Source organism: Chitinophaga sp. MM2321 (assembly GCF_964033635.1).
Lineage (GTDB): Bacteria > Bacteroidota > Bacteroidia > Chitinophagales > Chitinophagaceae > Chitinophaga.
Window position 1 is genome coordinate 6,744,054 of the sequence record NZ_OZ035533.1, and the last position, 25,900, is coordinate 6,769,953.

At 45.6% G+C, this 25,900-nt stretch carries 19 protein-coding genes; 7 read left to right on the forward strand and 12 right to left on the reverse strand.

Annotated elements, in window-relative coordinates:
* Positions 1 to 166: 166 nt before the first annotated feature.
* Positions 167 to 1,240: a fatty acid desaturase gene (locus tag ABQ275_RS26540; RefSeq protein WP_349316178.1), complete on the reverse strand. Its 1,074-nt coding sequence runs from the start codon at positions 1,238 to 1,240 to the stop codon at positions 167 to 169.
* A gap of 250 nt (positions 1,241 to 1,490) precedes the next feature.
* Between ABQ275_RS26540 and ABQ275_RS26545 the strand changes: the two genes are divergently transcribed.
* The 3 genes from ABQ275_RS26545 (at position 1,491) to ABQ275_RS26555 (ending at position 7,398) form a co-directional block, all read left to right on the forward strand.
* Entirely contained in the window at positions 1,491 to 2,507 is a 1,017-nt protein-coding gene (locus tag ABQ275_RS26545) for a LacI family DNA-binding transcriptional regulator (RefSeq protein ID WP_349316179.1), read from the forward strand.
* 234 nt (positions 2,508 to 2,741) lie between these two features.
* Positions 2,742 to 5,033 carry a GH92 family glycosyl hydrolase gene (locus ABQ275_RS26550; RefSeq protein ID WP_349316180.1) on the forward strand — a complete coding sequence of 764 codons (2,292 nt, stop codon included), beginning with the start codon at positions 2,742 to 2,744 and terminating at the stop codon, positions 5,031 to 5,033.
* Positions 5,034 to 5,109: 76 nt separating this feature from the next.
* On the forward strand, positions 5,110 to 7,398 hold the full coding sequence (locus ABQ275_RS26555) for a GH92 family glycosyl hydrolase (protein ID WP_349316181.1): 2,289 nt from the start codon (positions 5,110 to 5,112) through the stop codon (positions 7,396 to 7,398).
* A 159-nt stretch (positions 7,399 to 7,557) separates the two neighbouring features.
* Here the strand turns inward: ABQ275_RS26555 and ABQ275_RS26560 are convergent, their stop codons facing one another.
* From ABQ275_RS26560 to ABQ275_RS26590, 7 genes are all read right to left on the reverse strand, one after another.
* Entirely contained in the window at positions 7,558 to 10,965 is a 3,408-nt protein-coding gene (locus tag ABQ275_RS26560; protein WP_349316182.1) for a ThuA domain-containing protein, read from the reverse strand.
* A gap of 9 nt (positions 10,966 to 10,974) precedes the next feature.
* The gene (locus ABQ275_RS26565) at positions 10,975 to 11,718 is read right to left on the reverse strand and encodes a ThuA domain-containing protein (protein WP_349316183.1); all 744 of its coding nucleotides are present in this window, start codon (positions 11,716 to 11,718) and stop codon (positions 10,975 to 10,977) included.
* A gap of 173 nt (positions 11,719 to 11,891) precedes the next feature.
* Positions 11,892 to 12,614: a DUF1080 domain-containing protein gene (locus ABQ275_RS26570; RefSeq protein ID WP_349316184.1), complete on the reverse strand. Its 723-nt coding sequence runs from the start codon at positions 12,612 to 12,614 to the stop codon at positions 11,892 to 11,894.
* Between the two features lie 25 nt (positions 12,615 to 12,639).
* Positions 12,640 to 13,050 carry a c-type cytochrome gene (locus ABQ275_RS26575; RefSeq protein WP_349316185.1) on the reverse strand — a complete coding sequence of 137 codons (411 nt, stop codon included), beginning with the start codon at positions 13,048 to 13,050 and terminating at the stop codon, positions 12,640 to 12,642.
* A 77-nt stretch (positions 13,051 to 13,127) separates the two neighbouring features.
* Positions 13,128 to 14,183 (reverse strand): sugar phosphate isomerase/epimerase, encoded by a 1,056-nt coding sequence (locus ABQ275_RS26580; RefSeq protein WP_349316186.1) that lies wholly within the window; start codon positions 14,181 to 14,183, stop codon positions 13,128 to 13,130.
* 25 nt (positions 14,184 to 14,208) lie between these two features.
* The gene (locus ABQ275_RS26585; protein WP_349316187.1) at positions 14,209 to 15,372 is read right to left on the reverse strand and encodes a Gfo/Idh/MocA family oxidoreductase; all 1,164 of its coding nucleotides are present in this window, start codon (positions 15,370 to 15,372) and stop codon (positions 14,209 to 14,211) included.
* Positions 15,373 to 15,395: 23 nt separating this feature from the next.
* Complete coding sequence (locus ABQ275_RS26590; RefSeq protein WP_349316188.1) at positions 15,396 to 16,670, reverse strand: MFS transporter; 1,275 nt, start codon at positions 16,668 to 16,670, stop codon at positions 15,396 to 15,398.
* Between the two features lie 478 nt (positions 16,671 to 17,148).
* Between ABQ275_RS26590 and secA the strand changes: the two genes are divergently transcribed.
* From secA to ABQ275_RS26610, 4 genes are all read left to right on the forward strand, one after another.
* A complete protein-coding gene (secA, locus tag ABQ275_RS26595; protein WP_349316189.1) occupies positions 17,149 to 20,466 on the forward strand; it encodes a preprotein translocase subunit SecA in 3,318 nt (1,105 codons plus the stop codon).
* 227 nt (positions 20,467 to 20,693) lie between these two features.
* On the forward strand, positions 20,694 to 21,365 hold the full coding sequence (gene deoC, locus ABQ275_RS26600) for a deoxyribose-phosphate aldolase (RefSeq protein WP_349316190.1): 672 nt from the start codon (positions 20,694 to 20,696) through the stop codon (positions 21,363 to 21,365).
* A gap of 33 nt (positions 21,366 to 21,398) precedes the next feature.
* Entirely contained in the window at positions 21,399 to 21,842 is a 444-nt protein-coding gene (locus tag ABQ275_RS26605; protein ID WP_349316191.1) for an SPOR domain-containing protein, read from the forward strand.
* Entirely contained in the window at positions 21,826 to 23,001 is a 1,176-nt protein-coding gene (locus ABQ275_RS26610; RefSeq protein WP_349316192.1) for a M20 family metallopeptidase, read from the forward strand. The genes ABQ275_RS26605 and ABQ275_RS26610 overlap by 17 nt, the downstream gene beginning before the upstream one ends.
* A 143-nt stretch (positions 23,002 to 23,144) precedes the next feature.
* Here the strand turns inward: ABQ275_RS26610 and ABQ275_RS26615 are convergent, their stop codons facing one another.
* From ABQ275_RS26615 to ABQ275_RS26630, 4 genes are read right to left on the reverse strand one after another with little or no spacing between them, the layout of a single operon-like run.
* The gene (locus tag ABQ275_RS26615; RefSeq protein WP_349316193.1) at positions 23,145 to 23,861 is read right to left on the reverse strand and encodes a hypothetical protein; all 717 of its coding nucleotides are present in this window, start codon (positions 23,859 to 23,861) and stop codon (positions 23,145 to 23,147) included.
* A 1-nt stretch (position 23,862) separates the two neighbouring features.
* Complete coding sequence (locus ABQ275_RS26620; RefSeq protein WP_349316194.1) at positions 23,863 to 24,234, reverse strand: GntR family transcriptional regulator; 372 nt, start codon at positions 24,232 to 24,234, stop codon at positions 23,863 to 23,865.
* Between the two features lie 12 nt (positions 24,235 to 24,246).
* Positions 24,247 to 25,050 (reverse strand): hypothetical protein, encoded by an 804-nt coding sequence (locus tag ABQ275_RS26625; RefSeq protein ID WP_349316195.1) that lies wholly within the window; start codon positions 25,048 to 25,050, stop codon positions 24,247 to 24,249.
* A gap of 7 nt (positions 25,051 to 25,057) precedes the next feature.
* Positions 25,058 to 25,891: an ABC transporter ATP-binding protein gene (locus tag ABQ275_RS26630; protein WP_349316196.1), complete on the reverse strand. Its 834-nt coding sequence runs from the start codon at positions 25,889 to 25,891 to the stop codon at positions 25,058 to 25,060.
* Positions 25,892 to 25,900: the final 9 nt, after the last annotated feature.

Sequence of the window (25,900 nt, forward strand, 5' to 3'; positions counted from 1 at the left end):
ATTTAGTTACTTATTGTTATGAATATGCATATTCATTAAGATAATATAATATAACTTTCCGCGGACGGCCTGAAATGTAGTATGGACGGGCATTTTGACGAGCATCACTACCATTATAAGATATGATAGTGTTATAAAGTGTAAAAAAAATATGATATGGAGATGATCAGGCTGCCGCTACCACCGGTGACGCTGGTGTGGAGATGATCCGCCTGGTACGTTGTTTCAGGAAAGAAATAACTTCCGCATCTGTTTGAAACCGGTCGCCGATATTTACAAAATGCTTTGCCAGCAAGTCATACCGCTTACCCATCAGGTAGGCCCATACATGCAGAAAGTGAATGCCGTCAAATACAATCGCATCGTTGCTGATGTATTCAGCCAGTGTTTCCCGGAAAAATACCGGGTGTTCGGTCCAGTGCATATTGGGTTTCACATGATGACTGATGTGATAACCATCATTCCAGCATTTATGATTGTATTTGGTATTGATACAGGTAATGCTGTTTTTATAAGGGTTGTCTGGTTCTGTGGCACTGATAAACGCGTGCTGTGCCCAGTTTCCCACCATCATGATAACGCGGGAAATAGCATAGGGCAGGATGAACACCACTAAGGTTGCCGGGAAGTTGATGAAGGATAAACCAATACAGGCAGCTATAAATAGCAGCTCTCCCCTTACCAGCCGTACAAACAGTTTGCTCCTTTTTTTACGGAGATGATAGCGTGCGAGGTTATATACGCCCACTACCACAAAACTGCCCAGGTAATTGGCGAAGCTGCGGATAGAGTCGCGCTGAAACGCCATGGTGGAGCTTTCATCTTCCGGCATATTGTTCTCCGGATGATGCATGCCAATATGGTGCGTATAGTAGGTTTCCGGTGTTTGACCAAAGAGCGGGCCTATAAACCAGGGGAGATAATTATTAAGAAGATGGTATTTTTTTTCAAAGAAAACACGATGACTGGTACAGTGGAGCATCAGTCCGAACGGACCTTTGAAAGTAAGGTTGTTAAGAAACTGGTAGGCAATGGCAGCAGCCCACCAGATCCAGTTATTAACGCCGGGCCAGTAAAGGATGATAGCCAACGGCCATAAAGTGAAAGTGATTTGCAGCGTTAAGTACACAAATGGCAGATCGCGCTCGTCTTTGATCATGGACTTGAAAAGTCTGTCTAGGTATGTTTCCTGTGCTGATTTTACAAAAACAGGATCAGAAAGTTGGGAAAAATGCTTCATAGTCTGTCTGTCTAAATTTGTCTGCTGTACTGGATACAGGTAGTTTAATGCTCCGTTGTATTATATAATAACGCGTGGTTTAACAGAATATTTCCTGTTAGCCTAAGATAACCAATTTGTTCCTTTTTTATATGAATTAACTGTTATTTTGTATTTTCCACTACAATGCCCTTCAAATAAAGTTCCGGCAAATCCAAATGCGTACACGAAGAAATACGCAGGAGCACCAATCAAATATTAAAATATACCCATGAAGAGACTCACCCTGAAGGATGTTGCTAAAATGGCCGGTGTGGCGCCATCTACGGTATCCTTTGTATTGAATGGAAAAGGTAAACAAATGCGGATCCGCGATGAAGTAGCCGCCAAAATTCTGAAAGTGGTGGAAAAATCCGGTTATGAACCTCATCGTGTAGCGGTAAATCTCCGTACCGGCCAGTCCAAAACCCTTGGACTGATCGTAGAGAGTATTTCAGGAAGTTTTTTTGCCAGTCTCGCTAAAACCATCGAAACGGAAGCGGAGCTGATGGGTTATAACGTGGTGTATTGCAGTACAGAGAATAATGCACAGAAAGGAAGTGAATTGATACACATGTTGGGCCGGCAGATGGTAGATGGCTACCTGATCACCCCAGCACCAGGTATGGAAAAAGAAATCCAGCAGCTGGTACAGCATCATAAGCCGGTAGTGCTGATGGATAGTTACTTTCCGGCTATCAAGGCGCCTTATGTACTGATCGATAATTTCGACGGGGTGCAACAGGGAATGGAACACCTGATCAAAAAAAGGTTTACAAAAATTGCTTTTGTTACGGTAGATGTTAAGCTGATTCAATTGGAGGAGCGCCTCCGTGGCTATATGAGCAGTATGAAACAGCATGGCATTCCCGTAAAAAAGAAATATATCCACCGGGTAGATTACCACAAACCCCGGGAAGAATCTTTACAGGAGCTGCAACGCTTTATAGGAGACAACCCTGATCTGGAAGCTGTTTTCTTTGCCACCAATTACCTGGGCATCATGGGGCTGGAGGTACTGGCTAAGCTGGGGTTGAAAATGCCGGACGATCTGGCAGTGATTTGTTTTGATGACCAGGACATTTTCAGGCTTTATCCTCCCGGTATATCTGTGATAGAGCAGCCTATTGAAGGCATTGCAAAAGCGGCTATCGCCCTGCTGATGCACCAGCTGGGGAAGGATAAGGGTCCGCTCACGGAAATGGCGGTGGAATTGCCGGGAAAACTGATCCTGCGGGGATCTGCCTGACGGTGACGCGGTTTCGCTACCACTCTTGCGCCTTTACAGCAACATTTGCGTGTAGGGTGGTTGCCGGTTGTAAAAAAAGTGACCGATCCTTGCAATAGATCCGAAAATATTTATACATTTAGCATTCATCAGGTGAAAAAGAGCGGGAAAGGATTCGCAGAATCTTTTTTTTTGATACTTATGCTAAATCGATTTTCTACTATTTGAACCTTAGTTTTTATTTAATAATACATCATGAAAAAAGTTGGATTGTTGGCAGCTGCTTTACTTTGTATATATGGCGCACAAAGCCAGACAGTAAATAAAGTAACTGATCCGGTAGAATGGGTAAATACCTTGATGGGGACAGATTCAAAAGTGAGCCTGTCCAATGGTAATACCTATCCTGCCATCGCCCTGCCCTGGGGTATGAATTTCTGGATGCCCCAAACCAATACCATGGGCAACGGTTGGGCGTATCAATATACCGCTGATAAAATCAGGGGCTTTAAACAAACACACCAACCTTCTCCCTGGATCAACGACTATGGCCAGTTTGCCATTATGCCCGTTACCGGGAAAGCTAAGTTTGACCAGCTGTCACGCGCCAGCTGGTTCTCCCATAAAACAGAAATAGCCAAACCATATTATTACAGTGTATACCTCGCTGATCCGGATGTGACCACGGAAATCACACCTACAGAAAGAGCGGCACAATTGCGGTTCACCTATCCGGCTACAGACAGCGCATTTGTAGTAGTAGATGCATTTGATAAAGGTTCCTATATTAAAATATTACCGGAAGAAAGAAAGATCATCGGCTATACCACCAAAAACAGCGGCGGTGTACCAGCTAATTTTAAAAACTACTTCGTTATTTACTTCGATAAGCCTTTCACCGTAGCCAGCGCCTGGCGCGATTCTACGCTGATGAGCGGGAAACTGGAACTCCAGGCTGATCATACCGGCGCTATCGTGGGATTCAAAACAACAAAAGGAGAAAAAGTAGTGCTGAAAGCAGCATCTTCCTTTATCAGTTTTGAACAGGCAGAATTAAACCTGCAACGTGAAATAGGTAAAGATGCTTTTGACGTTACCCGTCAGAAAGCAAAAGATGTATGGAATAAGGAACTGGGCAGACTGTCCGTAGAAGGTGGTTCTTCTGAACAGGTGAGTACTTTCTATTCTTCTTTGTACCGTACCATGCTGTTCCCGCGCAAGTTTTATGAATACAACGCGAAAAACGAAATCGTACACTACAGCCCTTTCAACGGAGAGGTATTACCGGGCTATATGTTTACCGACAATGGTTTCTGGGATACTTTCCGCGCAGTGCATCCCTTCTTTACCCTCATGTATCCATCATTAAGTTCACATATCATGGAAGGCCTGGCCAATGCCTATAAGGAAAGCGGATGGCTGCCGGAATGGGCTAGTCCAGGTCACCGTGATTGTATGATCGGCTCCAACTCTGCCTCGCTGATTGCAGACGCTTACCTGAAAGGAATCCGTGGATATGATATCAACACGCTGTATGAGGGTATCCTGAAAAATTCAGAAAATGAAGGCCCGTTAACCTCTGTAGGCAGGGCTGGTGTGAAGTATTATAATACACTCGGCTATGTTCCCTACGATGTGAATGTGAATGAAAATGCCGCCCGTACACTGGAATACGCCTACGATGACTTTACCATCTACGAGCTGGCAAAGGCGCTGAAAAGACCTAAAGCAGAAATTGAACGTTTTGAAAAACGTTCACAGAACTACCGCAACCTGTTTGATCCTGAAACAAAACTGATGCGCGGTAAAAATAAAGATGGCAAATTCCAGACACCCTTCAATCCTTTCAAATGGGGCGATGCCTTTACGGAAGGAAACAGCTGGCACTATACCTGGTCCGTGTTTCAGGATATCCAGGGGTTGTCTGACCTCATGGGTGGCAAAGAAATGTTTGTCAATATGCTGGACTCAGTTTTCAAAATGCCGCCTGTATATGATGAAAGCTACTACGGCACTGTTATCCATGAAATAAGGGAAATGCAGATCATGAACATGGGCCAGTATGCGCATGGCAACCAACCCATTCAGCACATGATCTATCTTTATAACTATGGTGGCCAGCCCTGGAAAACACAGTACTGGGTCCGCCAGGTGATGAATAACCTGTACAAGGCAACACCGGATGGTTATTGTGGTGATGAAGACAATGGTCAAACCTCTGCCTGGTATGTATTCTCTGCCATGGGATTCTATCCTGTTACACCCGGTACCCAACAGTATGTATTGGGAGCGCCGCTGTTCTCCAGGCTCACCATGACCCTCGAAGATGGTAAGAAAATGGTGATAGATGCACCAGGCAACAGTGATAAAAACCTGTATGTACAAAGCGCGTCTTTAAACGGACAAGCTTATACGAAAAACTGGATCAGTCACCAGGATTTGCAGAAAGGCGGTAAGCTGGTATTCAAAATGGGCGCCACTCCTGAGAAGTCAAGAGGTACGCAGCCATCGGCTTTCCCGTATTCCTATTCTACAGCCAATAAATAAGATAAAATACCCGGCCCTCTTCAAACTTCGCCCTGCGTGAGGTTTGGAGGGGGCCGGGGACTTTAAAATACCCATCATGAAAAAATTGCTGCTACCCGTACTCTGCTTTGCTGCCTTTTCCCTGCATGCGCAGGAGAATGTATTGCAATACGTAAAACCCATTACCGGTACACAAAAGATGGGGCATACCTATCCCGGCGCCACGGTGCCTTTCGGCATGGTGCAGCTCAGTCCTGAAACGGATACGCTGCCCTATGAAATGAATGGGAAGTATAACGGTGATGTATATAAGTATTGCGCCGGGTATCAGTATGAAGATAAAACCATCGTGGGTTTCAGTCATACACATTTCAGTGGTACGGGGCATTCCGATCTGGGCGATTTTTTAATCATGCCTACTGTTGGTCAGCTGCAACTGAACCCAGGTACGGCAGATCATCCGGAGAGTGGCTACCGTTCCCGCTTTTCGCATAGTACGGAAGTAGCCGAACCTGCTTACTATAAAGTAAAACTGGAAGATGACAACATCCTCGCAGAGCTTACCACCAGTACCCGAGTGGGTTTCCACCAATACACATTTCCTGCCTCTGATCAGTCGCATATCATCCTGGACCTGATGTCGGGCATCTACAACTACGCCAACAAAAATGTATGGACTTTTGTAAGAGTAGAAAATGATTCGCTGATCACCGGCTTCCGGCAAACTAACGGTTGGGCACGTACGAGAATAGAATATTTTGCCATGGCTTTCTCCAAGCCATTTAAACAGTATGGCCACGAAAACTATGCAAATGATGTGTACAAAGGCTTCTGGCGCAAGTTTGATCAAACTAAAAACTTTCCTGAAATGGCCGGCAGACAGATCCGCGCCTATTTCGATTTCAATACGACTGCCGGAGAAAAGATAAAAATAAAATTCGCGTTGTCGCCTGTCAGCACGGAAGGCGCCCTGAAAAATCTGCGCGCTGAAATTCCGGGATGGGATTTTGAACAGGTAAAACAAGCCGGTCAGGCCCTCTGGACCAAAGAGCTGAATAAAGTACACATCGAGTCGCGCAGCCGTGAAGAGAAGGAAAATTTCTATACCGCCATGTACCACGCTTTCATTAATCCAACTACCTATATGGATGTTGACGGCTCCTACCGCGGACTGGATATGAACATTCATACCGCAAACGGCTATACGAATTATACTACTTTTTCGCTGTGGGATACCTACCGCGCTTTACATCCGCTGTTTAATATTGTGCAGCCCAAGCGCAATGCGGATATGATTCAGTCTATGCTGCACCACTATGATCAAAGCGTACACCATATGCTGCCTATCTGGTCGCATTACGCCAATGAAAACTGGTGTATGATCGGCTACCACAGCGTATCCGTTATTGCCGACGCCATCATGAAAGGCAATGCTCCTTTTGATGTGAATAAGGCACTGGATGCTTGTGTAACCACTGCGCGTCACCGCAATTACGACGGACTGGGATACTATATGGACATGGGTTATGTGCCGGAAGATAAAAACGGTTCGTCTGTTTCCAAAACACTGGAATATGCCTATGATGACTGGTGTATAGCACAGGTAGCAAAGAAACTGGGAAGAACGGATCTCTATAATGAGTTTATCAAACGTTCCACCAACTACAAAAATGTGTATGATGCAGCTACCGGGTTTATGCGGCCAAGATTGAATGACGGCACATTCAAAGCCGATTTTGATGCCCTGCAAACGCACGACCAGGGCTTTATTGAAGGCAACGCCTGGAACTATAGCTTATACGTACCGCAATATCCGGATGAAATGATTGCAATGATGGGCGGTAAGCAACAATTTACCGCACACCTGGACTCTTTATTCACCATGGAACTGCCGGATAAATATTTTGCGGAAACAGAAGATATTACCCGTGATGGCATCATCGGCAACTATGTACATGGTAATGAACCATCGCATCATGTGGCGTATCTGTATAACTGGACCGGCTATCCGTGGAAAACGCAGGAGCGGGTGCGCATGATCCTGAAAAAAATGTATCATCCCGGTCCTGATGGCCTGGGCGGTAATGATGATTGCGGTCAGATGAGTGCGTGGTATATTTTCAGCACATTGGGTTTTTATCCTGTTTGTCCCGGCTCCGATCAATATGCATTGGGCAGTCCGGCTATTGATAAAGCCACCTTGCAATTAGAGAATGGGAAAACATTTATAGTAGATGTGAAGAACCAGGGAGATAAAAATGTGTACGTACAAAAAGTACTGCTGAATGGTAAGCCATTGAACCGGCTGTATATCACGCATGATGAGATTATGCAGGGGGGAGAGATCGTATTCTACATGACCATGACCAGGATTAAACGGATATAAGGATTAAAAAGGATTGAACTGGTAGGTATAATAGGTATAAAAAGAAATAAGGATTAAAAAGATTGAACCGGTAGATATAAAAGAAGAATAATTTTCTCTTCTCTTATATCTACCGGTTCAATCTTTTTAATCCTTATTTCCTTTAATCCTGGTCCTGGTCTAGCCTTTTAATGTAAATGTTGCTATTCCCAATGGTACCTGTTTGGTAGCATCAGTAGCTTTCATTTTGAAGTAAAGGTTATGTTTCTTTCCATCAGCAACCGGTGTAAAGTTAATATTGGCTTTGGTGGCGGCTTTTGGTGCAGCGCCGGGGCCGATAGTTACTTCACCCAGGCGGGTGCCGTTGGCATTATCCAGGAATGCTTCCACGATATAACCCTGTTGTTGCGGGTCCTGCACGAAATAGGTGATTTCAATACCGTTTATATCTGTGAGATCAAGATCATTGTAAACTACCCATCCTGCGGAAGTGGCCGGGATCAGGAGTTTCATGCCGTCTGCCGTGAATACGGAAACGCCATCAGCTTTGCTGTAGTCTACGGCTGCGAGTTTTGGATTATACAGTTCTACAGTAGCGGTACCAGTGATTGGTTTGATACCGGGACCACCTTTATCTGTATAGCTGGCGAGCAGGTAAAGCACGCCATTATCTTTCGGCTCGTTGCCCATAGTCGCATTGATGCTACCGCTAACAGGCAAAGATTTCACTTTGGCAGCATTGCCACCTATGGAATAAATGTATTCCACCAGTTGCCTGGCTTCACCCATAGAAATGCCGGGATGTGCAGCCATAGCTGTTTCGCCCCATACACCGCTACCACCTTCGATAATCTTTTTGGCAAGTTTTTCAGGCGCCGCAGGATCATCTTTATATTTTTCTGCTACCTGTTTGAAGGATGGCCCGATAGATTTTTCGTCGGGTTTATGACAGGTTTTACAGTCAGATACTTCCATGATGTTTTTACCTGCAATAGCGCCGGTAATAACCTGGTGGCCTTGTGGCAGTGCTGCTTTATCACGGCCCTCTACGTAATCGGCTTTTACAAAGATGTTGGACTCATCAAGTTTGCCATCTGCGGTAGAACCATCTTCCTTATCACTAACGTTAACGGCATAACGAACCTGTTTGCCGGGGAAGTAGAACATTTTGTTTCCGGTAATATCAATCTTCACCTGTGGTGTTTCATTCCCAGCGTACAAAGCTATTTCATGGCTTTTTGTTTTAGCGCCTTTGTCGTCCTGTACTTCTACAAATGCAGCAAATTCGCCGGCAGCAGTGTAGGTGTATTCCACCGTAGGTTCGGTGGTTTCCTTTTTGTTGCCGTTACCAAAGTTCCAGAGATAGGTGAGTTTGTCGCCATCAGGATCAACAGATCCTTCTGCAGACAGCTTCACTTTGAAGGGAAGGCCACCGGTCAGCTGATCCACGTGGATGTTGGCTTTAGGTGCACGATTGCCGCCGTTGTAATCGATACGTGATAACGCTGCATCAGCATTTTTGCTGAACCAGCCATTACCATATTCCAGTATGTAGAGGCGGCCATCAGGACCCATCTCCATATCGATAGGTGCATTCAGCTTGGTACCAGGCATGAATTTTTCCATCTTGGAGAAGTTGGCATCCTTATCGAAGGTTACTGCCATGATCCAGCCGCGGATCCAGTCGTAAATAAACAGTTTGTCGTTGTAATAATCAGGGAAGCGTGTTTCCTTGGGATAGAATTCGCTGTAGTAAACGGGGCCTGCTTCTGCGTTACGGCCACCGCTACCCACCAGTGGAAACTCTTCTGATTTGGCATAAGGATACCAGATGAAGGCCGGCGTTGGCGGAGGCAATTCTGTTAAACCGGTATTATTGCGTGAATCATTGATCGGTTTCTTCACATCATAATAAGGGCCGCTTTCACCGGTTTCATAATTGTATTTGCGGTATGGTTTATTGTCGGCAATAAACATCGGATAACCAAAGAAGCCTGGCTTTTTAGCCTGGTTGATCTCATCGTATCCTCTTGGTCCGCGGGTAGAGTCATCGTTGTTGGCATCCGGGCCTACTTCTCCCCAATAGGCATACCCGGTTTTTCTGTCTACACTCATCCGGTAAGGGTTGCGGGTACCCATCGCATAAATTTCGGGACGGGTTTTTGGCGTGCCTTTAGGGAAGAGGTTACCTTCAGGGATCGTATATGATCCATCGGCTTCCACTTTAATACGCAGGATCTTTCCGCGCAGGTCATTGGTATTGGCAGAACCGCGGCGGTCATCATACTGGAGGTGGCCAGGACGGTCATCAGTAGGGCCATAGCCTTTACTGGTATATTTCTGTCCTGGTTCATCAAATGGCGTGGTGTTATCTCCTGTAGATAAATACAGCAGTCCGCCTGGTCCAAACGCAATAGAACCGCCGGTATGGCAGCAAATGTCACGTTGAGAGTAGAACTCGAGTACCACTTTTTCTGACGACATATCCAGCTTATCGTTTTCAAATTTGAAACGGGATAAGCGGTTTACAGAAGTATCCACCGGGGAATACATGGCGTAGATATAGTGATTGTTTTTGAAGTCGGGATCTGCGGCCAGGCCGAGGAAACCTTCTTCTGCATTCACATGCGGCACATCTGTTTTATGATATACATTCAGGAAACCTACCTGTGTCAGTGCTTTAGTGGATTGCTTGTAGAGCATCAGTTCACCACGGCGTTGTGCTACCAGGATATCCAGGGTAGGCAGTATGGCCATTTCGGTAGGTTCAAAGAACTGACCGGAGGTGAGTACATTTTTAGAGAACCGGTCTTCTGCAGGTACGCGCAATGTTTTGGCTGCGCTGTAGTCCAGTACCTGGTTTTTACCAATGGCGTATTGAATACCACCGAGAATATGTTTCAGGAATAAAGAGTCGCTGTAAGTTTCCTCGGTATGACCAAGTGCGGTATAAAATGCGCGGCCACCATCATAATCGTGGTACCAACTCACCGGGTGATCATTGTTCATATTGCCGCCTTCGTAGCTCTTTTCGTCTACCTTCATTAATATGGTGGTAGTGGTGTCCCGTTTTTTGAAATTATACCATTCATCGGTATGTTGCCATGTATCGGGGAAGCCGGCAGTGGCGGGGAATGATTTGTCCACTACCTCGAGGGTAGCTTTGTGTACGCCCGGAGGATGGCTCTGGAAGTAGGCGCCGGCGAGGTGGTTGTACCAGCCCCAATCGTATTCAGTATCGGTAGCTGCGTGTATACCTACGTAGCCGCCACCTGCCTGAATATATCTTTCAAAGTCGGCTTCCTGGTAATTGTTGAGTACATCACCGGTTGTATTCAGGAAGATAACCGCTGCATATTGAGAGAGGGAATCTTCGTTAAATTTATCGGCATTTTCGGTGGTGTCAACGTCAAACCCGTTTTCTTTACCGAGTTTTTCAACGGCTGCAATCCCTGCGGGGATAGAGGCGTGACGGAAGCCCATCGTTTTTGTAAATACGAGTACTTTAGGATGGCCGGGTCTTGATTTTTTACAACCAGCGGCTACCATAAGTACGAGTAATAAAATAATACTTATTGCTTGCTTCATTAGTAGAGTTTATTGATTAGCTTTTTTGGTACCCATCGTATATTCGATACCACCCAGCAAATGCTTCAGGTATACGGGATCTGTATAAGATTCTTTGGTATGGCCCATTTCCGTGTAGAATGCACGGCCACCTTCAAATTCGTGGTACCAGCACATAGGATGATTGTCCCCGTTTTTACCGCCCTCATAGCTTTTCTCATCGATCTTGATCAGCACATGTACATCCGGGTTAAGGTCTTTGAAATTGTACCATTCGTCTTTGCGTACCCATTCATCCGGCAGGTCTTTGGTAGCAGGATGATTGTGGTCAATTACCTGGAGGGTGGCCTGTTGCTGGCGGGGATGGCTGAGAAACCAGGCACCGGCCAGTTTGTTGTACCATGGCCATCCATATTCCGTGTCGCAGGCAGCATGGATACCCATCCAGCCACCACCCTTGTGGATGTAGTGCTCGAAGGCTACCTGTTGTGCGCTGTCCAGTACATCACCGGTGGTGCAGCTGAAAATGACGGCGGCATATTTTTTTAAGTTGGCAGGTGTGAATGCACTGGCATCTTCAGTAGTGTCTACCGTAAAGCCGTTTTCCTTGCCGAGTTGCATGATGGCAGCTTTTGCTACCGGAATGCAATCATGACGGAAGCCGGTTGTTTTGCAGAACACCAGCACCTTTTTTGTTTTGTGCTTATGACCGGCCTGCACAGAAAAGGTGCCTGCCAGGAGCAGCAATGTAATAAAAGCGGTTAATGTTTTCATCGTATATACGTGGTAGTTAGTTAGCAGAAATAATGCACGGTGGTGGTATCGGGAGGTAATTTAATTTTTTTACCCCGAAGGAGCAATATACCGGCAGGATAAAAAATTTGTTGCTACCGATATGTTGCCCCTCCGGGGTAAAAAAAAATTAATCCTGTGAAAGATGAATATGCTTATAACACACGAATCTTGATATTGCGATAGGAAACCACGTTGCCGTGATCCTGTAATGCAATACGTCCTTTCGGGTATTTGCCGAATCCTTTCCAACCTTTGAATTTGCTATTGGCTACCAGGGCATCCCATTCAGGTGTACCTATGGTTGTTTCTACTGTTTTTACACCATTCAGCCAGAGGGTCAGGTGACCATCTTTCTTCATGATTTTGGCAGTATTCCACTGACCTACCGGTTTCACTGCATTCTTCGATGATTTTTTCAGATCGTAAAGATCACCGGAATTGTGTTTGTTGATTTTTCCATCCGAATGCCTGGCATCATCCAGTACCTGCATTTCAGGGCCTGTAAGATAGCTTTGTTCGAATGCAGGATCTTCATGAACACTGAAAATGATACCACTGTTGCCGCCTTCTGAAATTTTCCAGTCAACGCTTAGTTCGTAGTTTTCATATTCGCCATCCGTCACGAGATCACCACCTGGAGCGCCGTTCTTTTTAGCTTCCTGATCGAGTACCAGCGCGTTGTCGGAAATTTTCCATGCCGGGCTGGCAGTTTCTTTCAGGTAGGTATGCCAGCCGGTAGTAGATTTACCATCGAACAGCAATTGCCAGCCATTTTTTTTCTCTTTGGCAGAGAGGGTATTTAATTGCTGGGCCTTTACTGCGGAAGTGCTGATAACTGTCCCCAGGACGAGTGCCCCCATGAGTAATTTTTTCATTCTGTTGGTTATTTGCTGAGAGAAATTATTTACCGGATAAGGATAAGATATAGCTTACCATTTCTTTCGCATCTTCCTTGGAAACATTCGGATGCGGCAGCATAGCCACTTCACCCCAGTTGCCAGAGCCGCCTTTAATTACTTTATCAGCCAGGTGGTCCACATTTTCAGGTGTGTTTGGATATTTTCCTGCAATATCTTTCAGTGCAGGTCCTACTACTTTCATTTCTTCTTTGTGGCAGGTTTTGCAATCGTTTTGTGCCATCAGTGTTTCGCCTTTGCTGGCTGGTTTCCCTGCGTTAGGCGATACCATGGAATTATCTACAGCCGCATTTTCGTGGCTGTCACTTGCCTTTTGCTCAGGTTTTGTATCACCTCCGCACGCTGCAAAGAGTAAAGCACTCATTACAAGCGGCGCCAGATATCTCTTTCTCATAATTTAAATATTTACAATTTTTATTTGTTAAGAATTCAGTTAATCGATTTACCGGATGCGACGGGCTAATTTACGAATTAAATACCTAAAACGCGGTTGTTGAAAGCATTATCGGTAGCTGCGCCGGCAAAATCATCAAAAGCTCTCTCCGTAACACGGATAATATGATCCTTAATAAAAGGAGCGCCTTCTTTTGCGCCATCTTCCGGATGCTTCATACAACATTCCCATTCCATCACTGCCCATCCGGCATAGTCATATTGTGTGAGCTTGCTGAATATGGATTTGAAATCTACCTGTCCGTCGCCAAGGGAACGGAACCTGCCGGGACGGTCGATCCATGACTGGAAACCGCCATACACGCCGGAGCGGCCGGTAGGATTAAATTCAGCATCTTTTACGTGAAATGCTTTTATTCTTTCGTGGTAAATATCAATGTATTGCAGGTAATCAAGACACTGCAATACAAAATGGCTTGGATCGTAGAGCAGGCATGCACGGGAGTGATTACCGGTGGCTTCCAGGAAACGTTCATAACTGGCGCCGTCATGCAGGTCTTCTCCCGGATGAATTTCATAACAAAGGTCTACACCGTTTGCATCAAATTCCTGGAGGATAGGTACCCAGCGTTTTGCCAGTTCGGCAAAACCTGCTTCTACCAATCCTGCCGGGCGTTGCGGCCACGGATACAAGGCAGGCGCCCACAAGAGGGCGCCGCTGAAAGTACCGGCTGCACTAAGTCCGAGGTTACGGCTGGCTTTCGCAGCATATTTCAGCTGGTTAGTCGCCCATTCCGTACGTGCTTTAATGTTATTATGATATTGCGCTGGTGCAAAACCGTCGAACATTTCTGAGAAAGCCGGGTTAACGGCTACCAGTTGTCCTTGCAGATGGGTGCTCAGTTCTGTGATTTCCAGGCCCGCTTCGTTCACGATGCCTTTTATCTCATCTGCATACGTTTTGCTTTCTGCCGCCTTTTGCAGGTCCATCAGGCGCCCATCCCAGCTAGGGATCTGCACGCCTTTAAACCCAATGGACGCCGCCCATTCACAGATGGATTTCAAACTGTTGAAAGGCGCTTCGTCTCCCATGAACTGCGCCAGAAAAATACCAGGCCCTTTTATAGTCTTCATATAGTCGTTCTTGTTATAAAGGATACTAAATATCGAAAGTAGTCCATTTTACGTCACTTTGTGAAGAGCGTACTACGTTGTCGATAAATGCCATACCACGTACACCATCTTCCACACCAGGGAAATCCAGTGATTCAGGGCTTGGTTGTACGCCATCTATTTTAGCCGATAATGTTTGTGCGAAGTTGCGGTACAGGTTACCAAAAGCTTCCAGGTATCCTTCCGGATGACCACCCGGTGTGCGGGTATTATGGGTCATGTAGGAAGACTGGGAACCGTAGTTAGCACCGGCGCGATAGATTTCGGCAGGCTTATCCAGCCATTTTACCAGCAGGGTGTTAGGTTCATGTTGCGCCCATTCAAGGCCGCCTTTTTCGCCATAGAGCCTGATCTTCAGCGCGTTTTCTTCGCCGGCAGCTACCTGTGATGCCATCAGCACACCAGCAGCACCGTTGTCGAAGCGGAGCAGTACGGAGCCGTCATCATCCAGCGCACGACCGGGTACCAGGATATTCAGATCGGCACACAACTTTTCAATTTTAGCACCGCTGATATATTCTGCCAGGTTAGCAGCATGGGTGCCAATGTCGCCCATAGAGCCGCTTTTGCCGGATTTTTTCGGATCTGTTCTCCAGGCTGCCTGTGCATTCCCTTCTCTCTCACTCAGTTTGCTGAGCCATCCCTGGGGATATTCTACCCATATTTTACGGATTTTTCCCAGTGCTCCGTCTTTCACCATCTGCCTGGCCTGTTTTACCATCGGGTAACCCGTGTAGGTATGCGTGAGCAGGAGTGTTAAACCGGTAGCTTCCACTTTAGCCTGTAATTGTTTGGCCTCTTCAAGAGAGAAAGTGATCGGCTTTTCTACAACAACGTTGAAGCCCAGATCCAGCGCCATCATAGCAGGTTCGAAGTGAGCGAAGTTAGGCGTGACAATAGTCACGAAGTCAAGACGCTTATCTGCCGGCATCGCTGCTTCTTTGGTAAGCATGGTCTTGAAATCGATGTAAGTCCGCTCCGGATCAAGGAACAACATTTTACCTGATTCAATAGCTATTTCATTATTGATGCTGAGTGCGCCGGCAGCAAGCTCAATAAGCCCGTCCATATTGGCAGCAATACGGTGAATAGCACCTATGAAGGCGTCTTTACCGCCTCCGATCATTCCCATTCTGAGTTTCCGTGTCATATTTTACAATTATCGTTTTTAAGTTATACTATTTGAACCTGTGCTTTTTTACGATTGCGCATATAAAAGAAAAGTCCTATAAATGCCACGATCAGGACAACGGGTATTATCAGTGTGGCATTCAGGATTTCCGGGCCTGCTACTGCGGTAGCCTGGCTAAAGGTGGCGGCTTCCGGACTGCCGGGGGCAGCGGAGCGGTAAGCATCCAGGGAAGCATCTGCCGGCAACTGTTTTACGAGAATGCTGTCATAAAAACCACCCATGAAATACATATATACTGAAACGGCAAACATACCGGCGGCACCCATCAGGTTCATACCCAATGCACCTGATTCAGGGATGTTTTCCGATACAAAACCCAGCATAGTAGGCCAGAAATAAGTAACACCGATACCAAATATAAAGGCGGCCACAAATACCATGTCGCCCGATACATGGGACAGTAAATATAAGCCCAAAGCGGAAAATATTGCAGAAAGAACTAAAACGCCGGTTGGGGAGATCCTATGCACCACTGGTCCGGCGAAGGCCCTGCCCAGCACCTGCACACCTGCAGTCATTGCCAGAATGAGGATGGAATTTTCAGTTACATTCTTTAATAATACTTCAATCCACTGGCCGGTAAAGAGTTCTGTGATGGCGGTGCCAAACATCAGGATGAACATTACAATAAACAGCGGACTTAAAATTGATTTGTACATCTGGGCGGAAGATACACCGGATGCCACCCTTTCTGTAACAGGGAAATCAAGTTTAAGAAAAAGATAACCATAGATAAGGGTAGGGATAATCATGGTAGCTACCTGGAGCTGCCAGCTGATACCTATTTTGCTCAGTAAAAATACCAACAGGGTGCCGACTACAATACCGCCGGGGAACCAAAGGTGAAAATGGTTTAGTTTGGTTGTTTTGTTGTCAGGAAAAATAGTGGCTACCAATGGATTACAGGCTGCTTCCACAGTACCGTTAGCCAAACCAATAAACAGGGTAGAGATGAACAGGGTCCAGAAGCCGGTAGCAAATATGGTCAGCACTATACCTATCAGGTGTAGTACAAAAGCTGCTACCAGTAATCGTTTCATGCCTATGGCATCTACTACAAAGCCACCTATTAAAATGGCCAAAGGAAAGCCCCAGAAAGCAGTTCCTGTGATAATGCTCAGTTCCTTCGTATTCAGATGGAACTCAACACCCAGGCCGCTTAAGATGCCGGCGCGGATTCCGAAAGATAACGATGTTACCAGCAGCGCCATGCAGCTGGCGACGAATAATTTTTGTGGCTGAATTGTGTTTGCCATAAAACGTGGATATTTTGGTAAAAGTTGAAACTGATATTAAAACCACTAAATTTATAAAAAGAATTCACATATTTATATTTTTTACGGTTGAACGGACATTTTTTCAAGAATCTTCTTTTCATGACCCTCCCGGAACGGGGGATTTAGCCTATTTCCCGGTTCTCCGGCGCTCCCTGTTTGCAGCACCTGCCATATCATTTCAGCATGCCACGGAAATATCTCTCCATCATCTCTGAATCCCCGAATTTATTCCTAATTTTACCGTCCTTGTAAAGTAGCTATGGTAAGCTGACAGCTTGACAGTCTGGCTTTCCAAGCACAATATTTGAGTAACTTGGGTTCCCGTCTATCCAGCTACCTAAGTCCATAGCCTCTGTGCCACAGGCTGGTATGCCGGAAAAAACCAACTGACAGCAATGTGGACGGGATGGGGTATGTTACAGAAATTGAAATCGTAATTCGTAATTAAACATTTAACATGTTAGGTTTTTTAACAAAACTTTTTGGAGGGAATAAGTCCGACAGAGATATTAAATCCGTCACTCCATTTGTGCAGCAGATTAATGAGGAGTACGAAAAACTTCAGTCCCTGCCTATCGATGACCTGCGTCAGAAAACACAGGAATTCCGCCAGCGCATCAGCGTACACCTGGCTGTTATCGACAAGGATATAGCAGAAAAAGTAGCCGCAGCAGAGACTTCAGAAGATGTAACACAGAAAGATACTATATACCAGGAAATAGATTTACTAAAGAAAGACCGGGATAAACAACTGGAAGTTGTACTGAAAGAACTGTTGCCCGAAGCTTTCGCTGTTGTAAAAGAAGCCGCACACCGTTTCACCAACAATACTACTATCACTGCCACTGCCACTAACCTGGACAGACAACTGGCCGTGAGAAAAGAATATGTTACCATCAATGGCGATCAGGCTACCTGGAGCAATACCTGGAAAGCTGCCGGCAGCGATGTTACCTGGAACATGGTACACTATGATGTACAGCTGATAGGTGGTATGGTATTACACCAGGGTAAAATTGCCGAAATGGCTACGGGTGAAGGTAAAACACTGGTATCTACCCTCCCCGCTTACCTCAACGCACTGGCAGGTCAGGGTGTTCACATCGTTACCGTGAATGACTACCTGGCACGTCGTGACTCCGAATGGAACGGACCTCTCTTCGAATTCCTGGATATCACCGTTGACTGTATCGACAAACACCAGCCTAATACACCGGAACGCCGCAACGCTTACCTGGCTGACATTACATATGGTACCAACAATGAATTCGGTTTTGACTACCTCCGTGATAACATGGTACACAGCCCGGATGAAATGGTACAGCGCAAACACCACTACGCCATGGTGGATGAAGTGGATAGCGTACTGGTAGATGATGCGCGTACACCGCTCATCATTTCCGGCCCTATTCCCCGCGGTGATGAACAGGAATATCATGCATTGAAACCACGTATTCAATACCTGGTAGACATGCAGAAAAAAGTAACCAACCAATACCTTCAGGATGCCAAGAAACTGATTGCAGAAGGCAAAGACGACCCCAAAACTGGTGGTCTGGCCCTGATGCGTGCGTGGAGAGGCTTGCCGAAAAACAGTGCGCTGATCAAATACCTCAGCGAACCCGGTATGAAAGTATTGCTGCAAAAAGCTGAAAACTACTACCTGGCAGATCAGCAACGCGAAATGCCAAAAGTAGATGAAGGACTATACTTCACCATCGAAGAAAAACAGAATAGTGTAGACCTCACCGAAAAAGGGATCACCCTTATTACGCAAGGCGGCGAAGATCCAAACTTCTTCATCATGCCGGATGTAGGTTCTGAACTCGCCGAAATTGAAAAACAGCCTATTCCGGCGGAAGAAAAACTGCAACGCAAAGAATCGATGTTGCAGGACTACGCCCTGAAATCTGACCGTATCCACTCCGTACAACAATTACTGAAAGCATACACCCTGTTTGATATAGATGTGGAATACGTAGTAATGGATGGAAAAGTGAAGATCGTAGATGAACAGACAGGTCGTATCCTTGATGGACGCCGTTATTCAGACGGTTTACACCAGGCGATTGAAGCCAAGGAAAATGTGAAAGTGGAAGCTGCCACCCAGACATTTGCCACTATCACCCTGCAAAATTATTTCCGTATGTATCACAAGCTGGCCGGTATGACCGGTACAGCATCTACGGAAGCGGGTGAACTCTGGGAAATCTACAAGTTGGATGTAGTTACTATTCCTACTAATCTGCCGATCTCCCGTATAGATACAGAAGACCTGGTTTACAAAACAAAAAGAGATAAGTATAAAGCCGTTATCGAAGAAATCAAAGGATTACAGGCAAAAGGCCGCCCGGTACTGGTAGGTACTACCTCCGTGGAAGTATCCGAATTGCTGAGCAAGATGCTGACCTTCGAGAAGGTGCCACATAATGTACTGAATGCGAAGCAACATGCCCGTGAAGCACAGATTGTTGCAGAAGCAGGTTTGCCTTCCGCTGTGACCATCGCTACCAACATGGCGGGTCGTGGTACGGATATCAAACTCGGACTCGGCGTGAAAGAAGCCGGTGGTTTGGCCATCATTGGTACGGAAAGACATGAAAGCCGTCGTGTAGACAGACAGCTGCGTGGTCGTGCCGGTCGTCAGGGTGATCCCGGAACTTCACAGTTCTTTGTTTCCCTGGAAGATGACCTGATGCGTATGTTCGGCTCCGAGCGTATTGCCGGTCTGATGGACCGCATGGGCTATAAAGAAGGAGAAGTGATCCAGCACAGCATGATCACCCGATCCATTGAAAGAGCACAGAAAAAAGTAGAAGAAAATAACTTCGGTATCCGTAAGCGCCTGTTGGAATATGATGATGTGATGAACAAACAGCGCACCGTGATTTACGCAAAACGTAACCACGCCCTGTTTGGTGAACGCCTGGCTATCGATACAGATAATGCCTTCTATGATGTAGCAGAAAATATGGTGATCACCCACAAAGAAAGCGGCGACTATGAAGCTTTCAAAATGGATGCCATCATGAACTTCTCCATCGATACAGCTATTACCAAAGAAGAACTGGCCCGTACAGATGTGCCTTCACTGGCGTCTAAACTGTACCATGAAGGATTGCAGAACTACCATCGTAAAGTGCAGGAAATTACTGCCAACACTTTCCCGGTGATTGAACGCATCCACAATGAACAGGGACACCAGATCGAAAATATTTCTATTCCGTTTACCGATGGTAAGAAAGGCATCAATGTACTCGCTAACCTGAAAACGGTAGTGGAAACAAAAGGCCATGAAACCATGAACGCCCTGGAACGCAGTATCACACTGGCATTAATTGATGATGCCTGGAAAGAACATCTGCGTGCGATGGATGAACTGAAACAATCAGTACAGGGTGCGGTATACGAACAGAAAGATCCTTTACTGATCTACAAACTGGAAGCCTTCAAACTGTTCAAGCAGATGGATGGTGAAACCAGCCGCGACATCGTTTCCTTCCTTTGCAAATGCGGTATCCCCGTAAGCCAGGAAAGACAGGATGAACAGATCCGGGAAGGCTATGAAGAAAAAACCGACATGAGCGGTCTGCGTGCATCCCATGATGATATTGCAGAACACAATGGTCACCAGTCAGCCGGTGGTGAAGCATATCCTACTGCTGTAGAAGAAAAACAGGAACCGGTACGCGTAGGCCCTAAAGTAGGCCGTAACGATCTGTGTCCTTGTGGTAGCGGGAAGAAGTTCAAGAACTGCCATGGAAAAGATTTGTAGAAATTAAGAAGGACCGTAGCGTAATTTTTAATTTTTGTGAGATAATTATTTTAACGGATTTTGAATGGAACATTTTTTAATGTGAGATTCATAATCCGTTTTTTTGCTTGCGCACAAAAACAAAGAAAATACCACACAAACAGCCGCTAAAATCACCCTGCACTTCCGTAATTCACCATTCGTAATTTGTAATTGTTTATTTTTGAGCTTGTATTCACAAAACAGCCATGAACATAAACAGATATATAGACCATACTATTCTAAAGCCTACTACAACACTGGATGATATCAAAACCCTCTGCATGCAATGTGTGGAGTTTGATTTTGCAGCGGCTTGTGTGCCACCGCTATATGTGAAGCTGGCCAAACAATTCCTGGGAGCTACCAATACTAAAATTGCTACGGTGATAGGTTTCCCTTTCGGGTATTCCGCAATTGAAGCAAAAGTGGCGGAAACGGTGCTGGCAATTGTAGATGGCGCTGATGAGCTGGATGTAGTGATCAATATCTGTGCTATCAAAAATAATGACTGGGAATACCTGGAAAAAGAAATTGCGCACCTGCTCTATATTATCCGGGAGAAAAAGAAGGTGATCAAGGTCATTATTGAAAGTGGCATATTATTGGAGGATGAGATCGTAAAATGTTGCCAGCTTTATGGCAGGTATGGGGTGGATTTTATGAAAACATCCACAGGCTATGCTGAAAAAGGCGCTACTGTGGCCGCAGTAAAACTGATGCGGGAAAACCTGCCAGCCAACATACAGATTAAAGCTTCCGGTGGGATTCGTACCTTTACTTTTGCGAAGGAACTGATAGATGCCGGTGCCACACGTATCGGGGCTAGTGCCAGCGTAGGTATTGTGAATGAAAGCAAGGCTGCGGAGGCTTCCTCTTAATAATGATTATTAATAGTTAATTATACAGTATTCATGCAAAAATTATTCATCCTCATTTGCTGCCTGTTGGGAAGTAGTTGGGCCATGGCGCAGGACAATGCGCTGGCTTCCGGCAACGGAAATGTGAAAGTGATCAAAGATAGCCGGCTGGATGTGCTGATTAAAAAACAGATCTACATTAACACACTGGCTATCCGTAATCAATCCGGTTTCCGGGTGCAGGTGATCTCTACCAACAAGCGTGGTGATGCGAATGAAGCCAAAGCCCGGGTAATGCAGTTGTACGGTGATTACCGTACCTACCTGGATTATCAGGCTCCCTATTTTAAAGTGCGCGTAGGCGATTTCAAAAGCCGTGAAGAGGCCAGCGAGTTACGCGATAAATTATCCAGCCTGTTTTCAGGTGGTGTATTTGTAGTACCGGCCATTATTAACGTGTCACTGGATAAAGAACTATCGAATGAAGAACCGTATTAAAGAGCTGGCAAAAGCCTATGCACCTGCCTTTATAGATATCAGGCGTCATATTCATGCTCATCCTGAACTGTCATTCCAGGAATATGAGACTTCAAAATTCATTCAGCAGAAACTGGATGAATTTGGCGTGTCTTATAAAGCCGGTATCGCCGGTACAGGCATTATTGCGCTGATAGCAGGAAAGAACCCCGGCTCCAGAACAATTGCACTCCGTGCTGATATAGACGCATTGCCTATTACAGAGGCCAACGATGTATCTTATAAATCCACCAACAACGGCGTGATGCATGCCTGCGGACATGATGTACACACCACCTGCGTACTGGGAGCTGTGAAAATACTGCATGAACTCAGAGATGAACTGGAAGGAACCGTTAAAATCCTTTTCCAGCCGGGGGAAGAAAAGCATCCCGGCGGCGCCAGCATCATGATTGAAGAGGGTGCATTGGAAAATCCACGGCCTGACGCTATCCTGGGTATGCATGTGCAGCCCACTATGGAAGCGGGCAAGCTGGGATTCCGTGCGGGTAAATATATGGCCAGCGCCGACGAAATTTATATCACCATCAAAGGGAAAGGCGGCCACGCGGCCACGCCTCATCTGACCGTAGATACCATCCTGGTGGCATCACAGCTAGTGGTAAGTCTTCAGCAAATTATCTCCCGTAATAACAATCCGTTTTCTCCCTCTGTATTATCTATCTGTGCTTTCAATGGTGGTTTTACAACCAATGTGATCCCCAGCGAAGTGAAGCTGATGGGCACTTTCAGGGCAATGGACGAAACCTGGCGCTTTAAAGCGCATGAGCTGATCCGTAAACAGGCCGTTGGTATTGCGGAAGCAATGGGAGCAACAATAGATATCCAGATATTGGTAGGTTATCCTACTTTATATAACAACGAAGAAGTGACCGCCAAAGCCCGCGGCTTTGCAGAAGACTATCTCGGATTATCGCAGGTAGAAGATACAGAGATCCGGATGGGTGCAGAAGATTTTGCCTTTTACTCACAGATCGTACCGGCCTGTTTTTTCAGGTTGGGTACCGGCAATATAGCCAGGGGCATTACTTCCGGCGTACATACACCTACTTTTGATATTGATGAACGTGCCATAGAAGTAGGCATGGGAACAATGGCTTACCTGGCCACACAATTCTAGCAAAATAGTTGATAGCAATAACAGGAACGTCCCGATAAAGATCGGGACGTTTTTATTTTAGTTTAACTTTTAGTGATAAGAGGGGTGACTTGAAAATCATCCCGATAAGATACTAAATCGATAAAATTGTATAGTTGCACTTGTTATTTAAGCTGTTTAATATTCCCGAGCGCATCTCCGGAGATATTCATCTCCCGTAAACTATCTACCTGGATATCACCAAATTTATACGCACCCCTGAAAGTGAGTGCACTGGCTTTTCCCAGCTTCAGCCACAGGGAATCGGTTACACTGTTTTCTTCCATATGGAAACTGCTTTGCGCACCACCGGTGAAAGATAATGTACCAATCCGGGTGTCATGGAAGTAGGATTCAGTAGCCGGGCCCACATCAACCTTGAGCGTAGCGGCCTGTTTTTCATCGAGGCGCAGGTTGCATCCGCTGCTGCTGATCTGTTCCAGTGTAGTGCAGGAAATATCCACACTCCCTTCCTTCAGAAATACAACAAATAAGGTATCACCGGATTGATGGGACCTATAGCAACTGCTATCCCAGGAAGCTGCCTGGTACTTATTGTTGTTATTAACGCTTATCCAGGGAGTATTTTGTTTGTAAATATCGGTATTGCTATTGTTGCCATTTTCTCCTGCCTTAACTTTCTGTGCCGGACTTTCATTTGTTGCTACCAGTATTTTAAATGGTTGCAGCCGGTTGATGGCCTGGGTATTCCTTTGATTGTTACCGAAATGGATGTTGGTAATCCCTTTACTATAATTGGCCCGGAGTACAATATCTGTGCACAGCATCAATAACACGAGCATCCCGCCAAAGCCGATCAATAATTTAGTACTCGTTTTCATGTTATTTGAAATTTGTTTTTTTATATTTTTCGTAATGGGGTTTCAGTTCGTCCAGGTCTATATCCAGGAGGTAGATGTTTCGGAATAAGCTGGGCAATTCATTGGATATAAATGCTTCCTTTTTGAATTGCTTGATCTTTTTCACGGCATCACTGCTGATGAAGTAACCAATCCCTCTTTTGTTATAGATAATTTCCTGTTGCTGGAGTAATTCGCAGGTGCGCATCACTGTATTGGGATTTACTTCCAGCGTTATCGCCAGCTCCCTTACAGAAGGAATGCGTTCTTCCGGCTGCCATTTGTTAAGCAATACCTGCTCACAGATATAATCAGCGATCTGTACATATATTGCCTGTGTTTCTTTAAATTCCATCTCGCAAAAATTTTAAATTTCTTTATCCTTTAACCGGAAATAGGCAATGGTCCATAGTATGGGCGCCAGCAGGTATTGGGCGATGAACTTATACGCATCCTGCATTGGCTGCGATATGAGGTAAAGCCCTTGCTGCTTGTTGCCTCCGTGCGTATTTATGAGCACAAAGGGAAACTGGTTTTTGATACTCTCTAATTTGCTGCCAAACAGGATATAGGAAAATAGCCCATTGAGGATGTAGAGTGCAAAAAGTACGGCGAACAAGGCCACGATGGTTTTAATAAAGGGTGCTTTATTAAAAGATACAGCCCCCAACAGGAATACCGAATGCAGGAAAATATAAGTATAGTAAAAGTAGACGTGTCCATTCCTCTCAGTAAAAAAATCCCAGTCGTTTTGTATGTGTTGCTGGCTGATGGAATACTTTACGCTAACTACTATCAGGTAGGCGCTATAGGCGCATAAGTGATATACCAGCAGAAAGCCGATAGACGTGATGAGAAACATGGTGATGAATTTCTCAAACTGGGAAGCTGGGAGCATGAGGAAATTGACCCCTTTTTCTTTGTTGCTGAATTCGCTGAAAGCCATGCTGGTAAAGAGTAACCCTACAAAGAAAAGTCCGATATAGTAGATAGCCACAATATCATTTAGCTGGTTAAAGCGATTGCCTGTTACCAGCATCAGTACCGGTATAGCAGTCATTAACCCAAACATGGATAAAATGCCCAGCAGGTAAGGCCGGTAGTTGGCCGTGAAATGTTGCCTGAAATAAAACCCCAGGCGGCGGGGATCGAGTACGTTATTGGGTTGCATGTAGCGGTCAGTTAAAGAGTTCTTGAATAGGTTGGCGGTTGGAGAGTACGGCGTTAAACAGGAGTTCCATGTCTATCCTGCTTTGTTCCATGTTGATGTTTTTCATGACTACTGCATGTCCGCGCAGGGAGCTGTCTGCATACAATACATGCTGCCGGTCGTCCAACTGGTTCAGTAATTTAAAACTCAGTTTATCCGTTACCGTGCCTACATCCTGGTTGAAGATGATTTTGTGTTCATCGATAATAACGATGCTGTCGATCAGGTTATCGAGGTCGCGTACCTGGTGCGTGGAAATGACGATGCATTTCTCTTCACTGACGGCAGCTGCAATTACTTTACGGAACTGGCTTTTGGAAGGGATGTCGAGACCATTGGTTGGTTCGTCCATGATCAGCACTTTTGTGTTGGCGGCCAGGGCGAAACTGATGATCACTTTTTTCTTTTGTCCGTACGACATACTGGTGAGCTGCTGATCCTGCGGAATGGTAAATTCTTTGAGGTAGCTGTAGAATGCCTGTTCATCGAAATTGGGATAGAAGGGAGCATAGGACCTTACGTAATTACGGATGGTCACTTTTGGTAAATAGAACTCTTCCGGTACCAGGAATATTTCGCGTAAGAAAGCGGGTTGCCTTTTCATGGCCTTGTACCCCATTACTTCGCAGGAGCCGCCGTCGGGGAATAATAATCCTGCCATCTGTTTGAGCAAGGTTGATTTTCCTGCGCCGTTCTTTCCGAGCAATCCGTAGATGTGACCGGCATTCAGATGAAGACTGAGTTCTTCAAACAGTGGCTTGTTTTTGCGGTAACTAAAGTTAAGAGACTGGATGTTAATCATGCTGTGTGT